10 protein-coding genes are annotated in these 14,484 nt (G+C 73.4%); 4 read left to right on the plus strand and 6 right to left on the minus strand.

Translation table 11 applies throughout. The features are described 5' to 3' along the window. Positions 1–6: 6 nt before the first annotated feature. The gene (locus ABT048_RS08925) at positions 7–753 is read right to left on the minus strand and encodes a GbsR/MarR family transcriptional regulator (RefSeq protein ID WP_350520640.1); all 747 of its coding nucleotides are present in this window, start codon (positions 751–753) and stop codon (positions 7–9) included. Positions 754–973: 220 nt separating this feature from the next. Between ABT048_RS08925 and ABT048_RS08930 the strand changes: the two genes are divergently transcribed. Both ABT048_RS08930 and ABT048_RS08935 read left to right on the plus strand, forming a co-directional pair. After that, positions 974–2,188, plus strand: coding sequence for a serine hydrolase domain-containing protein (locus ABT048_RS08930; protein ID WP_350520641.1), 1,215 nt, complete (start codon positions 974–976; stop codon positions 2,186–2,188). 288 nt (positions 2,189–2,476) lie between these two features. Then, complete coding sequence (locus ABT048_RS08935) at positions 2,477–5,059, plus strand: alpha-amylase family glycosyl hydrolase (protein WP_350520642.1); 2,583 nt, start codon at positions 2,477–2,479, stop codon at positions 5,057–5,059. Here the strand turns inward: ABT048_RS08935 and ABT048_RS08940 are convergent. The 3 genes from ABT048_RS08940 to ABT048_RS08950 all read right to left on the minus strand — a co-directional run bounded on the left by ABT048_RS08940 (position 5,037) and on the right by ABT048_RS08950 (position 7,922). Then, the gene (locus ABT048_RS08940) at positions 5,037–5,588 is read right to left on the minus strand and encodes an SMI1/KNR4 family protein (protein ID WP_350520643.1); all 552 of its coding nucleotides are present in this window, start codon (positions 5,586–5,588) and stop codon (positions 5,037–5,039) included. The genes ABT048_RS08935 and ABT048_RS08940 overlap by 23 nt on opposite strands. Positions 5,589–5,682: 94 nt before the next feature. Then, positions 5,683–6,159, minus strand: a complete 477-nt coding sequence (locus ABT048_RS08945) for an HIT family protein (RefSeq protein WP_350520644.1) — start codon at positions 6,157–6,159, stop codon at positions 5,683–5,685. Positions 6,160–6,227: 68 nt separating this feature from the next. Further along, on the minus strand, positions 6,228–7,922 hold the full coding sequence (locus tag ABT048_RS08950; RefSeq protein WP_350520645.1) for a DUF885 domain-containing protein: 1,695 nt from the start codon (positions 7,920–7,922) through the stop codon (positions 6,228–6,230). A 237-nt stretch (positions 7,923–8,159) separates the two neighbouring features. On the opposite strand from ABT048_RS08950, the gene ABT048_RS08955 reads away from it, so the two are divergent. After that, on the plus strand, positions 8,160–9,269 hold the full coding sequence (locus tag ABT048_RS08955; RefSeq protein WP_350520646.1) for a DUF5937 family protein: 1,110 nt from the start codon (positions 8,160–8,162) through the stop codon (positions 9,267–9,269). A gap of 156 nt (positions 9,270–9,425) precedes the next feature. Here ABT048_RS08955 and ABT048_RS08960 read toward each other — a convergent pair whose 3' ends face one another. Both ABT048_RS08960 and ABT048_RS08965 read right to left on the minus strand, forming a co-directional pair. Further along, on the minus strand, positions 9,426–10,472 hold the full coding sequence (locus ABT048_RS08960; protein ID WP_350520647.1) for a hypothetical protein: 1,047 nt from the start codon (positions 10,470–10,472) through the stop codon (positions 9,426–9,428). 292 nt (positions 10,473–10,764) lie between these two features. Further along, positions 10,765–11,322 (minus strand): TetR/AcrR family transcriptional regulator, encoded by a 558-nt coding sequence (locus ABT048_RS08965; RefSeq protein ID WP_350520648.1) that lies wholly within the window; start codon positions 11,320–11,322, stop codon positions 10,765–10,767. Between the two features lie 158 nt (positions 11,323–11,480). Between ABT048_RS08965 and ABT048_RS08970 the strand changes: the two genes are divergently transcribed. Next, positions 11,481–14,369 carry a helix-turn-helix transcriptional regulator gene (locus ABT048_RS08970; RefSeq protein WP_502893987.1) on the plus strand — a complete coding sequence of 963 codons (2,889 nt, stop codon included), beginning with the start codon at positions 11,481–11,483 and terminating at the stop codon, positions 14,367–14,369. Positions 14,370–14,484 lie beyond the last annotated feature (115 nt).

Raw genomic sequence — 14,484 nt, forward strand, 5'->3', positions numbered from 1 at the left:
GGCCGGTCACCCCGGCGTGCTCCGGTGCGCTGCCGCGGACCGCGCCGCGTCCTCGTTCCGCCGACGCCGCTGCACGGCGCGGACGATCTCCGCCCCGGTGTCCTCCAGGAAGGCGGCCGCCGTGCCCAGCCTGGCCCCGGCCGGCGTGGCCGCGCCGAGCAGGTCGGCCCCGCCGCGGGTGAACTCGGCGATCATCGCGTTGCGTTGGGCGCTCGCCAGCAGCGCCCGGTACCAGACGTCGTCGTCGATGACGTACCGCTCGCGGCGGCCGTCCTCGTCCTGCTCGCGCCGCACCAGCTCCTGGCCGGCCAGGTAGCCGATCGCCTTGGAGACCGACGCCGGGCTCACCCCGAGCCGCTGCACCAGTTCGGCCGCGGTCAGGCTGCCGCTGTCGGTGACGTAGAGGCAGGTCAGCACCCGGGCCACCATGCGCGGCAGGCCGGTGTGCACCAGCAGCTCGGCGAACTGCGCCGCGAACTCCCCCACCGCCGCCGGATCGCGCCCGTGCGCCGCGCTCACGCCGCCGCCGGGCGTCCGGGCCGGCCCGGCCTTGCTCCGCCGGGAGCGCCGCAGGGTGGCGCGCTGGGCGTTGTCGGCGCGGTAGCCGGAGGGGCCGCCGTTGCGGGCGATCTCCCGGGTGACCGTCGACGTGGGGCGCGCGAGCTCCCGGGCGATCTCTCCGTAGCCGAGCCCCGCGGTGAGCCCTGCGGCGATCCGGCGGCGGTCTTCCTGGGTCAGCCTGGCACCCGGCATGGATGCTCCTCTCGTCGCGGTCGAGTATGCCGTCACCGTCGATCCCATTGCAGCAGACAGGGCATACCCATTGCATTCGCCCGCAGGCTCATTGCAAGGATTGACCGTCATTGACCTGCCCATACATGCCAGTTGAGCATCATCGGCATTGATGAATCCGCGAACTGATGCCTAGTCTCTTCACGAATCGCGAAACCGGATTGCCCCAGGAGGAGTCACCGTGAAGACCACCGTCCGCACCGCCGTCACCGCCCTGCTCACCGGCGCCCTGCTGGCCGCCGCTCCGGCGGCGGGCGCCGCCGACCGCACACCCGACCGCGACCACGACCGCCGGCACGCCGGCGTCCAGTCGGTACTCGACCGCGCGGTCTCCGAGGCCGGCCTGCCGGGGGCCATGGCCGAGGTCCGGGACGGCGACTCGACGTGGTTCGGGCAGGCCGGCACCGCCGACCTGGACACCGGCCGCAAGCTCGCGCCGCAGGACCGCTTCCGGATCGGCAGCACCACCAAGACCTTCGTCGCCACCGTCCTCCTCCAGCTGGAGGCCGAACACCGGCTCAGCCTGGACGACAGCGTCGAGCACTGGCTGCCCGGCCTGGTCGACGGCAACGGCTACGAAGGCTCGCGGATCACGATCCGCCAGCTGCTCGACCACACCAGCGGCATCCACAACTTCGCCCGGACCAAGCTCGCGGCGGACGACTTCGTCGGCGTCCCGTTCCTGCAGCACCGGTTCGACAGCTTCACCCCGCGTCAACTGGTGGAGATCGCCCTCGCCTACGAGCCGACCTTCGCCCCGGGAACGGGCTGGGAGTACTCCGACACCAACTACGTGCTCGCCGGGATGATCGTGGAGCGGGTCACCGGCAGCAGCACGGCGCAGCAGATCGCCCAGCGGATCACCACGCCGCTGCACCTGAAGAGCACCTACGAACCGACCGGTGACGACCCGCGCATCCACGGCCCGCACGGCCGCGCCTACTCCAAGCTGATGGTGCCCGGCGACACCACCCCCTTCTACGACGTGACCGAGCAGAACCCCTCCCTGGGCTTCGGCTCCGGCGACATGATCTCCACCAACGGCGACCTCGCCACCTTCTTCCGCGCCCTGCTGCAGGGCCGACTCCTGCCGCCCGCCCAGCAGCAGGAGATGCTCACCACCCTCGACCCGCGCGGCGGGTGGATCCCGAACACCCGCTACGGCCTGGGCATCGCCTCCCTCGACCTCTCCTGCGGCACGGTGTGGGGCATGGGCGGCGCGATCGACGGATCCTGGTCCTACACCTTCGGCACCCGCGACGGCCGGCACGTCCTCTCCACGGAGGTCAACGGCGACTGGGCCAACGGCACGTGGGCCTGGCCGATCGGCGTCTTCACCGCCGAACTGGAGGCCGAGTTCTGCACCCCCACCACGACCGCCACCACCCCCTCCTGAACCGCCCGCCCGCCCGGCGCTGAACCGACCGCCCTCGCGGCGCCCGGCGCCCCACGGGGTGCGTGACCCGACGTGACCGGCACCGCGTCACGCTGCGCGTTCGACCTCGGGGGGGGGTGGAATCGGGTGGCGGGCGGGGGGATACTGGATCTTGGAGGTGCTGCCCGGCCGAGCAGGGCTCTTCGCTGTCGGAAACGACCGGGAGAGGCGGTGCCTGCGATGTCGGGCCGTTTGAAATCGCTCATTACCCGGCTCCGGAAGAAGTCACCCGTCTTCTGGCTCCGGACGTTGACGGTCGTCTTCGCGGTGGCGATCTTCGCGATGCTCGTCGACGTCTTCGTCGACAGCGCCGTGAGCCACACGCAGAACGTGACCGCCGCGATCATCGCGGTGTTCGGGGCGCTGGTCCTCGCCCTGCTGGCCCTGGCGAGCCCGGGAACACTGGAGGAGCTCTCGTTCGGACCCTTCAAGGCCAAGTGGCAGCACATCAAGAAGCTCGAAGACGAGGTCCAGTCGCTCCAGTTGGCCATGCTCAGTCTGGTCACCCGGTACGAGCGCAGCCACCTACGGAAGCTGGTGGCCGGGAACCAGGACGGAAAGGTCCAGTACCGGCCGTCGATGTACCAGGAGTTGGAGCGGCTGCATCATCTGGGATACGTGAAGCCGAAGCCCGAGTCCCCCGGCCTGGTGGGGATGAAGGAGAGATTCGAATCGGACCCGGTCACGCAGTTCCCGCTGTCGACGTACGTGGTCCTCACCGCCATGGGAAGCAAGTACCTTGAGCTGTACCGGAACTGGACCCCCAAGATCGAGGTGAGCCGGCAAGGGGACGTGACGATCGCCGGCAAGGACTTCGGCCGGGCGGAGGACTGGGAAGACATCGTGGATTACGCCATGAGGTCGGGCTGGTACGACGAACCGGACCACGAGGACGTGGACTTCGCCCGGAACACGCCGGAGGCTCTGCGTACGCCGGTGGCCTTGCGTACGCCGGGGGCTCCGCGCACACCGGACGGCACGCCGCAAGGGGCGGAGGGCCGGAAGAAGGAAGAGGAAGAGGTCCCTCCGATGGGGGCGGTCCCCGGGCCCGACGGCACGGAGTTCCGGGTCTGGGCCCCGAACGCCGCTGCGGTGAGCGTCCTGGGGTCGTTCGACGGCTGGGCCACGCCGCACCCGATGGCCACCGAGGGTCACGGCAACTGGGCGGTCCGGCTGGACGAGGCCGCCCCGGGGGACGAGTACAAGTACCTGGTCACCGCCAGCGACGCCGAGCTGCGGAAGAACCGCGAGCTGTGGAAGATCGACCCGTACGCGCGCCGGCTGACCGGTTCGGTCGGCAACGCGGTGATCGAGGCCGCCGCCTTCGACTGGGGCGAGCAGGAGTGGCAGACCCCGGCACTGGACGACCTCGTCATCTACGAGCTGCACGTCGGCACCTTCAGCGGCGCCGACGGCCCGCCCGGTCGGCTGTCCGGGCTGACCGAGCGGCTCGACGTGCTGGCCGGGCTCGGGGTGACGGCCATCGAGCTGATGCCGGTCACCGAGTACGCCGGGGAGAGGTCCTGGGGCTACAACCCGGTCTCGGCCTTCGCGGTGGCCGGCGACTACGGCACCCCGGACGAGCTGAGGACCCTGGTCCGGAAGGCCCACGGGCTCGGCCTGGCGGTGCTGTGCGACGTCGTGTACAACCACTTCGGGCCGAACGACCTCGATGCCGGGCTGCGCCGCTTCGACGGCTGGTACGAGAACGACGGCGACGGGATCTACTTCTACAACGACGAACGCCGCGATACCGGGTGGGGTCCGCGCCCGGACTACGGCAGGCCCGAGGTCTGCCGGTACCTGACGGACAGCGCACTGCACTGGCTGCGGGAGTACCGCATGGACGGCCTGCGGTGGGACGGCACCGCGTTCATCCGCAGCGTCGGCGTCGGCAACGAGGCGGGCGGCGGGCTGGGCGACGGGATACCCGACGGCTGGCGCCTCATGCGCGAGGTCAACGGCGCGATCGGAACCGCCCTGCCCGGGAGGATCCGCATCGCGGAGGACCTGCAGGACGAACCCGCGCTCACCACCGCCGCACCCGTAGGGGCGGGGTTCGACTCCCAGTGGGACGCCGGCTTCGTCAACGCCCTGCGGGACGCGCTCACCCCCGCCCGGGACGAGGACCGCGACATGCGTCGGGTCTGCGAGGCGGTCGGGCACCGGATCGGCGGCCGCACGTTCGCCCGGGTGATCTACACCGAGTCGCACGACGACGTCGCCCGCACGCACGAACGCCGCCGCCTGCCCGAGGCGATCTGCCCGGAGAGCCCCAGGAGTTGGTTCGCCAAGAAGCGCTCGACCCTCGGCGCCGCGGCGGTGCTGACCGCACCGGGCATCCCCATGATCTTCCAGGGGCAGGAGTACCTGGAGGACACCGCTTTCGACGACCGCGCTCGACTCGACTGGGCCACCAAGCGGGAGCGCCACGCGGGGATCACGCAGCTCTACCGGGACCTCATCGAGCTGCGACGCAACCGCGGGAACACCACCGCCGGCCTGCGGGGCACGGGGGTGGAGACCTATCACCGCAACGACACCGACAAGGTGATCGCCTTCCGCCGCTACCCGACGGAGCACCCCGAGGACAGCACCGTCGTCGTCCTCAACTTCGGCAACCACGCGTACCCCGCGTACGACCTCGGGTTCCCCCGCGAAGGGACCTGGCACGTGCGGTTCAACAGCGACGCTCAGGCCTACGACTCGACGTTCGGGAACGCGCCCAGCCACGACGTCCGCACCCGCCCCGGGCCGAGGGACGGGCAGCCGTGCACGGGCACGGTCGGGGTGGGGAAGTACAGCGCGGTCATCCTGTCCCAGGACGCGTGACGGGCGACGGGTCGAGGTCGGGGTCGGGGTCGAGGTCGAAGGATTCGGCTGCGGTGAGCTGCTCGACGAACGTCCTGAAGTCCGCGGCCAGTTCGAGTTCGGTGCCGAGCTCGGTGTCGAACCAGGTGACCGACGGATCGCCGTCCGGGCCGCAATCCCGGTAGTCGAGACCGATCCAGTGGTGACCGTCGCCCGAGAGGAGGACGAGCGGCGACGGCAGCGCCCATTCCTCGATCAGGTAGGGGGTGTCCAGCAGCGACATCGTCCGCTCGCTCCGGCCGATGCCCAGCAGGACGTCGAAGGGAACGTGGTCCTCGCTCCACGAGGTCGGCCGGCCGGTGGGGAACGCGTCGTGCTCGTCGGCCACGATGCCGCCGTTGCGGATCCGCAGGAGGTCGAGCAGGGCCGGGGGCAGGGTCACACCGAGCAGACGCTCCGCTTCCCGCACCGCCTCGTCCGTCAGGGGCTCGTGGACGCCGTGCTCACCGGCACCCCAGAACGTCGCCGTGACCTCGTCGAATCGCGCCATGACGGGCAGCCTACGGCTCGGCCGCACGCGCCCGGCCGTCGGGTCACACCGGGCGCGGGGTCACACCGGCCGCCGGGTCACGCCGTCCGTCGGGTCACGCCGGGCGCAGGAGGTCCAGTTCCTCCCCGATCGCCGCGCGTAGGACGTCGTGCCGCGGGCCGAGGGCGAACCGCCGGTCGGACCACCGGTCCCGGGGGTAGAGCCACACCGGCCTGCCCACCAGGCCGGCCGGCTCCCAATCGAACCGCGGCCAGACGTGCGCGTGCAGGAAGCCGTCCGTGTTGCCGAGGATCTCCAGGTTGACCCGCCGGAACGCCGGGTCCAGGCGGCGGGACGCCCGTTCGACCGCCTCACCGAGCCGGTCCATGTCGGAGAGGAAGGCCAGCCGTCCGTCCCTGGGCAGGTCCGAGAGTCGTTCCACCCGGGGATCGTCGGCCAGGAGCACCGAGTAGCCCGGCAGGAACTGCACGTCGCCGATCACGGCGAACCCCGCGGTCAGCCGCCGCAGCACCGTGGGGTTCTCCCCCCGCAGGGCGCTCCCGATCCGATCCGTCCGCCAGTCGTCAGCCATGGCCGGAATCTACCCGGCCACGGCCGCCCGCCCGTCGGCCGGGTTCCTGCGCCCCGGTCGACGTGCGGTCACAGGACCGTCAGGGCCGCCTCCAGGTCGTCCAGGCCCAGCGAGCCCTGGCGCAACGCCTTCATGTGCCAGCGCTTGAGGTCGAAGTCGTCGCCCGCCCTGCGGCGGGCCGCCTCGCGACCGGCCAGCCAGGCGCGCTCGCCGAGCTTGTAGCCGATGGCCTGGCCCGGGCGGCCGAGGTAGCGGACGATCTCGCTGTCCAGGACGGCCGGCATCAGCCCGGCGTACTCCTCCATGAAGGCGCCGCCCAGCTCCGGGGTCCAGCGCTCGCCCGGGTGGAACGGGGAGTGGGCCGGGATGACGCTCTCCAAGTGCATGCCGATGTCGATGACGACGCGGACGATGCGCATCATCTGCTTGCCGAGGTAGCCGAGGCGGCGTGCGGGATCGGTGAGGAAGCCGAGCTCGTCCATCAGGCGTTCCGCGTACAGGGCCCAGCCCTCCACGTTGGCGCTGATCTTGCCGAGGGTGACCTGGTAGCGGGACAGCTGCCCTGCCGCCGCCGTCCATGAGGCGAGCTGCAGGTGGTGGCCGGGGACGCCCTCGTGGTACCAGGTGCTGACCAGCCGCCAGGTGCGGAACCGTTCCTCGGCGTCGCCGTTGGCCGGCGGCAGGAAGGTCCGGCCCGGGCGGGCGAAGTCCAGGCTCGGCCCGTTGTAGTACGGCGCGGCCGCGCCGCCGGCCGGAGCGATCCGGGTCTCGACCCGGCGCAGCGGGCCGGTGATGTCGAAGTGGCGCCCGTCCAGCGCCTCGATCGCCTCGTCGGTGATCCCTTGCAGCCAGGCGCGCATCCGCTCGGCGCCCTGCACGGTGTGCCCGTGCTCGTCGAGGTGGGCGCGGGCCTGCCCGACGGTGGCGCCCGGGAGCACGCGTCCGGCCTCCGTGCGCAGCTCGGCCCAGACCCGGTGGAACTCCTCCCACGCCCAGCCGTAGGCCTCGTCCAGGTCGAGGTCGGCGCCGGTGTACCGGCGGGCGCCGAGCAGGTAGCGCTCGCGGCCGACGGCGTCCGGCGTGCCCTGCGCGGCGGGCCGGTAGGTGTCGCGGAGCCAGTCCCGGAACGCGGCGACGGCGGCGGTCGCGTCCTTCGCGGCCGCGTCGAGGTCGGGGCGCAGCCGCTGCGGCGCGGGGGCGACGAAGTCGGCGAACCAGCCGGGGCCGCCGGCCGTCTCCCCGGTCCACGCGGTGAGCTGCGCGCCGAGGACGTCGGCCTGCCGGGGCGCGGCGAGCAGTCCGCGCGCGACGCCCTCGGTCAGGGTGGACCGGTGGCCGTCCAGCGCGGCGGGCAGGTTCCGCAGCCGTCCCAGCACCGGGGCCCAGTCCTCGCCGGCGGCGGTGGGCATCATCGTGAAGATGTTCCGGAGCTGATGCACCGGCGTGTGCAGGTTGGCCACGGTCCGCAGGTGTTCGCCGGCGTCGTGCGCCCGCAGCTCGGCCTCCAGCCGCTCGCGCAGCAGCCGGGCGCAGGCGTGCTCCGCCGGGTCCCCGCCGGGCCCGGCCGCGGGCAGGGCGTCGAGTCGGGCCAGCGCCTGCCGCGCGAGGCGGACCTGCTCCTCGATGCCGTCCGGCGACAGGTCGGGCATCGTGTCGTCGCCGGGTGCCAGGCCCAGGGCCGTGGACGTGACGGGATCGTGTGCGGCGACCCGGGCCACGTAGTCGTCGGCGATCTGTCGGGGGGTCATCACCTGGTCGGGCATGTCGTCCTTCTCGCTCGGTCGGCCTCGGGCGGCCGGAGGGAGCCCTCCGACCGAGGCTGGTGCCGCTGGTCTCGGAGTCGGGGTCGGGGTCGGATCGGTGGGCGCGCACGGGTACGGCGGTGGCTGCGGGGGTGGCGGTCGCCATCCTGCCCGGATGCGCCGCGAATAGTCCCGTCGTTTGACGGATTCCGTCAAACGAGCACCGTGTCGCGGGTGCGTCAGGTGCAGCATGGGTGCATGAGCGTGCGCATCGACATCGCGGGGCTTCGACCTGAGCAGGTCGCCGCCGCCCCCTCCCCGCTGGCCGAACTCGGCATGGCGCTGCACGCGCTCGCCGAGCCCGGGCACCACCCGGGGCTCCAGGGCTGGGCGGCCGGCGTGACCGCCCGCCTCGACCCGCACCTGGCCGACCGGCTGTACGAGGTCGACTTCCTCTGGCGGACCACCTTCTCCGATCTCTTCCTCCCCTACGCGGGTATCCCCGGCGACGCGGCCCGCCCCGGGGCCACGCTCGGCGAGGAGCTCGACCTCCTGGACGAGCTGACCGACGAGCAGTTCGTCGACGCCGCGCTGGAGTTCAACTACCCGACAGCGTACGGCGAACCGAGCCACGGACCGCTCGACGACCCCGGACAGCACCGCCGCGTCCTGGAGCTGGCCGCACTGCGCGGCCCGCGCCAGATGAGCTTCACCGACCGCCTGTTGACCGACCCGCCCCGGATCCGGCACTGGCTGCGCCGCCTCCTGGAGGACTGCGACGAGGCGTTCTTCGCGGACACCTGGGCCCGGCTGTGCCCCCGACTCGCGGCCGACACCCGCCACCGGACCGAACTGCTGCGCCGCAAGGGGGTGGCCGAGGCGCTCACCTCCCTGTCGGCGGCCGTCACCCTGGACGAGGCGGAGGCCCTGGTCACGGTCGACAAGGTCGGCGCCGGCCGGACCGCCACGGCGGGCCACGGCCTGCTCCTCGTGCCCACCAGCATGGGCTGGCCGCACCTGATGGTCCTGCACCGCGACGGCTGGCAGCCGGTGGTGCACTACCCGATCGCCTCCCCCGAGCTGGCGACACCGCCGCCCTCCGTCGAGCAGGTCACCCGGCGCCTGGCCGCCCTCTCCCACCCCGTCCGCATCCGCCTCTGCCGCCACCTCGCCCGCGGTGCCTTCACCACCAGTGAACTCGCCCAGATCCACGGCCTGACCGCCCCGGAGATCTCCCGGCACCTGGGCGTCCTGAAGAAGGCGGGCCTGGTCACCACACAGCGCCGCGGACGCTACGCACTGCACCAGCTGGACGTCACCGTCGTCGCCCGGCTGGGCAGCGACTTCCTGGAGGGCGTCCTCCGCTGACCGGCCCGCCCCACCCACGGCCCCGGCGCACCCCCGACCCGGCGCCGCCGGGGTCACGCGCCGGGGAGCCTCGTGCCGGCGGGGTCTCATATTGGCGGGGCCGGCGCGCAATGTGCCGTGCTCCCGCCGAGCCGCGGGTGACGCGGAGGCCGGGGCTCAGCGGCGGGCGGCGGCGGCGATCATCGGGCGCAGGACCTCGGCGGCGGGGGTGCTCGCCAGGTAGCCGACCAGTTTCTCGCGGTGGCCGGACGGGATTCCGTGGGTGAGGCCCGCGGCGAGCAGGGCGGCCACGTAGGCCTGCTCCAGGACCGGGCGCGGGAACCGCCGGCGCAGCTCGGCGCGCAGCCGGGCGGCGTCGGCGTGCCGGCCCTTGCGGTCGGCCTTGACGAGGTCGACCGCCAGCCGTACCGCGGGCAGCACCGTGGCCAGCCGGAGCTGCTGCTCCGGGCCGGTGGTGCCCGTGCTGAGGAAGTGCGTCAGATGCGGGCCGAAGCGCCCGGCCAGCTTGCGTAATTCCCTCGGGGCCGGGGGAAGTTCCGGATCGGGGTTGCCCTGACTGCACCAGTCCAGCCGGGCCGTGTCCCGCCAGAACCGCGGCGGATCCTCGAACCAGGCCCACCGCACGACGGGGGCGAGTCCGGTCACCGGAAGCCCGGTGGTGCGGAAGCCTGGCGCAGGTCGGACGGCGAACTCCGTGCCGTCGTCGCCGCGGAAGGCCAGGACGAGCTCCCAGGTGCAGCAGGAGCTGCGGATCCGCGCGGTGACGATGAAGCGTTGGGACTCGTCCGGGGCCAGCCGCACGTGGGTACGGTCGAGGAACGGACGGGCACCGACACGTCGGCGGGTGAACTCGTCCACCTCCCAGAGCTCCGGGCGTTCCTGGTCGAGGTCGAGTTCCAGCTCCGGTACGCCGCTGACACCTTGCGGGAGCCGGGAGACCAGCGCTCCGGTGAGCGGTTCGGCGCGGTCGACGACCTCGGCCCACATGCCGCGCAGGGTGAGGTGGGCGTCCGAGCGGTTGGTCACGGTCACGGACAGTTCCGTGGTCGCGAAGTCCACGCCACCGTGCCCGCGCGCCCACTCGGCCACGTCCTCCTGGCCCGGGCGCTGCCCCGGCAACAGCACCGGGGGTTCGTCGAGCGCCGCTCGCGAGGGGATCACCAGCCACTGGCCGGGCTCGAAGTACTCGACGAGGACGTCCACCGTCCCGGGCCCGTCGGCCGCGCCGGCCGCACCGGCCGCGCCGCCGGGTGGAGGTGCACGTCTCCGTGCACGCTTCCGGCCTGCAGCACCGAGCCGTTGACGGTCGCCCCGTCGGCGAGGAGGTTCTCCACCGAGGAGGTCGAGGGCGGTTCCGGGTGATCCTGCGGCATGACTCCATGCTCGCAGCCGCGGACCGGACGCGATGAGCGTTCGCCCGAAACTCCCACCCCGTCGGGGGGGAAGAACGACCCGACGTGCAGCGGAGGTTGGGGACCCGGCAGCGCCCCGGGGCTCACTCCACCAGGGCGGCGGCGATGCGGCGGATCGTCTCGCGGCGCTGCGCCCGGTCGGCGGGGTCCAGGACCGCCAGCACCTCGGGGTTGGACGCCGCCCACAGCATCGCGACGTGGGCGAGCAGGGCGAACAGGACCCGGGGGTCGAACCGGGTCGAGACCCGGCCCTCGGCCTGCAGCTCGGCGATGGCGGCACTCCTGCTGCGCACCTCGGCGATGCCGAGGTCGTTGAGCGCGTCGCCGTGTTCCAGCCGCTGCCAGGTGATGATCCGGGGGATGTCGGGGTGCTCGGCGTAGAGGTCGCTCAGGCTTGCCGTGAACCCGGGCAGGTCGTTCACGTCGAGCGGCACGTTGACGACGATCTGCTCGACCAGTTCGTTCCAGACGGCGTCGAACAGCCCGGCCTTGTTCCCGAAGTAGTGGTAGATCTGCGCCTTGTTGCTGCGTGCGGAGGCGGCGATGCGGTCGACGCGGGCACCGTTCAGCCCGTGCGCGGCGAACTCGGCCCGGCCTGCCGCGATGAGTCTCCGCTTGGTGGCTTCGGCGTCGCGCTCCATCTACCCAGCTCCTAACTAACCGTTTACTTGACAGGGTCACCACGACACAGTCTAATCAACTAACCGTCCAGTTGAATATGGACGGGCGTGCACCTCGGGGTGGGGTCACGCATCTCGGGGCGGGGTCGCGCACCTCGGGGCAGGGGAGGGGACCGGGCGTGGAACCGGGCACGGTGATGGTCGGTCGGGACGGCGAGCGGGCGAGGCTGTCCGCGTTCGTGCAGGCCCCCGACGGACAGGCCCTGCTGCTCAGGGGCGAGGCCGGCGTCGGCAAGAGCACCCTGCTCGACCTGGCGGCGGGGATCGCGGCCGGGGACGGCCACCTGGTGATCCGCGCGACCGGCGTCGAGGCGGAGACCGAACTGCCCTACGCCGGGCTGCACCAGCTGCTCTACCCGCTGCTCGCGGACGGCGGACAGCCCGGCCGGCCACCGCTGAACGCCGCCGCCCGCACCGCGCTCGACGCCGTGTTCGACCGGACGGACGACTCGCCGCCGTCCGTCATGGCCCTCGGCATCGCCGTCCTCAACCTGCTGTCGTCGACCGCCGCGACCCGGCCCCTGCTGCTCGTCCTCGACGACGGCCAGTGGCTGGACGAGGCCAGCGCCGACGTCTGCGGGTTCGTCGGCCGCCGGCTGGCCGGCAGCCCCGGGGTCAAGCTCCTGGTGGCCGTCCGCAGCGACATCGCCTCACGGTTCGACACCGCGGCCCTGCCCGAGGCACCGGTCCACGCGCTCGCCGACACGGACGCCACCCGCCTGCTGGACCGGCACCACCCGCAGCTCGGCAGGCACCTGCGCGGCCTCGTGCTGGAGACGGCCCGCGGCAACCCGCTGGCACTGCTGGAGCTGCCCGCCCACACCGCCTCCCAGCCGGGCGACCGGGCGCCGGAGGACCTGCTCGGCCCGCACGGCGTGCCGCTGCCCCGGCGGATCCAGGAGATCTACGCCACCCGCCTCGCCCGCCTCGGCGACACCGTCCGGGCGCAACTGCTGACCGGCGCCCTCGACGGCACGGCGGCCCGGCCGGGCGAGGGCCACGCCCCGACCGCGGGGTACCGCATGCGCGGCGTCGACGAGGCGGTCGGGTGCGGCCTGCTGGTCGTCGAGCCGGCCACCGGCAACCTCGTCTTCCGGCACCCGCTGGTCCGGTCGGCCGTCGTCCAGCTCGCCACCACGGACGAACGCCGGGCCGCCCACCGGGTGTTGGCGCACCTCCACCGGGAGAGCCCGGAACGGCGCGCGACCCACCTCGCGGCCGCCACCGTCGACCCCGACGAGGAGGTGGCCGCAGCCCTCGAAACCGCCGCCCGGTCGGCGACCCGGCGCGGGGGCGCGCGCATGGCCGTGTCCTGGCTCACCCGTGCCGCCGAGCTCAGCGAGAACCGGGCCGACCGCTCCCGGCGGCTCGGCGACGCGGCGTACGTCGCCGGGCAAGCTGACCGGCTCGGCCAGGCCCGCAGCCTCGCACAGGCCGCCTCCACGCCCGGCTCGGACGACAACCCCGCCGCGGTCCTCGCCGACGCCTACCTGGCGCTGTACCAGAACGGCGACGTGCGGGCCACGCACCGCCAGGTCACGGCGGCCATCGGGCGACTGCGCGACGGCGACGCGGGCCGACCGGGCCCGGCCCGGCCGTTCCCGACCCTGCCCTCCCCGACCCGGCCTTCCCCGGCCCAGCCCTCCCCGCCCCTGCCCTCCCCGCCCCGGCCCGACGCCGACCCCAACGGCGAGGTGCTCGACCGCCTGGTCAGCCTCCTGCTCGCCGTCAGCCAGTACGCCGGCAGCCGTACCGCGTGGCACCGCACGCACGACGTCCTCACCTCCCTCGGCGACCTCGCCACCGAACGGGCGTGGCTGTACGCCGGCACCTGGAGCGACGTCGTCCGGCACGGCGCCGGCCTCGCCGAGGCGGTGGAACGGGCCGCGGCGCACCTGCAGCACCAGGACCCGTGGGACGTCACCCGCCTGGCCGTGTCGGCCTACCACCTCGACGTCCTGAGCCCGCTGCGCCCGTACCTGGAGCGCGTCGTGGACCGCGAACTGGACACCGGCGCCACGTCCAGCGGCATCGTCATGCTGCACCTGGTCATGCTCGACCAGACCGCGCTCGGCCAGTGGGACGCCGCCGAACGCACCGGACAGCACGCCCTGGCCCTGGCGACCGAGACCGGCAACCAGCTGTTCGCGCACCAGACCCGCGCCTACCTGGCCCAGCTAGCGGCCGTACGCGGCCGGGCGCAGGAGGCCCGCGACCTGCAGGCCGAGGTCGACGCCTGGGCCCGCCCGCGCGGCGTCGGATTCCTCACCCAGCTCGCGGACGGCATCGGCGCGACCACCGCGCTGAGCGCCGGCGACTACGAGACCGCGTTCCTCTACGCCATCGGCATCACCGCGCCGGGGGCGTTCCGGCCCTACGCGCACCAGGCGTCGCGGACCCTCCTCGACCTCGTCGAAGCCGCCCTGCACACCGGGCGTGCCGAACAGGCCCGGGCCCACGCGCTGGCCGCGCGGGACGCCGGCCTGCCCGACCTCTCCCCGCGCCTGGCCCTGATCACCCACGGGGCCCTGGCGATGACGGCCGACGACGACGGGGAGGCGGCGGAGATGTACACCCGCGCGCAGTCCCACCCGGCGGCCGAGCGGTTCCCGTTCGAGCTGGCCCGGATCCGGCTCGCCCACGGGATCCGCGTGCGCCGCGCCCAGGGCGGCGCGGCGGCCCGCACCTTCCTCGCCCCGGCCGCCGAGGCCCTCGACCGGCTCGGCGCCACCGCCTGGGCCGCGCGAGCCCACGCCGAACTACGGGCCGGCGGCGTCACGCCCCACACCCCGGCACCCACCGCGGTGCCGCTGACCTGGCAGGAGCGCCGGGTCGCCGAACTCGCCGCAGCCGGCCTGACGAACAAGGAGATCGGCGAGCGGATCCGGCTCTCCCCCCGCACGGTCAGCGCCCACCTCTACCGCGTCTTCCCCAAGCTGGGCGTCACCACGCGCGCCGCCCTCCGCGACGCCCTGACCAGGATCGACGACCACTCCGCCGCGCCCTGACCCCGCCCGGGCCGGGCGTACGGCCGCGGAGGCTCGTCGAGTGCCTTCACGCACCTTGGCCTTCAAGAACCGTGCTTCAAAAACCGTGCCGCCAAGAACCGTGCCGTCAGAACCG

This window comes from Kitasatospora sp. NPDC096140, from assembly GCF_040303045.1.
In the GTDB taxonomy this organism is placed as follows: domain Bacteria; phylum Actinomycetota; class Actinomycetes; order Streptomycetales; family Streptomycetaceae; genus Kitasatospora.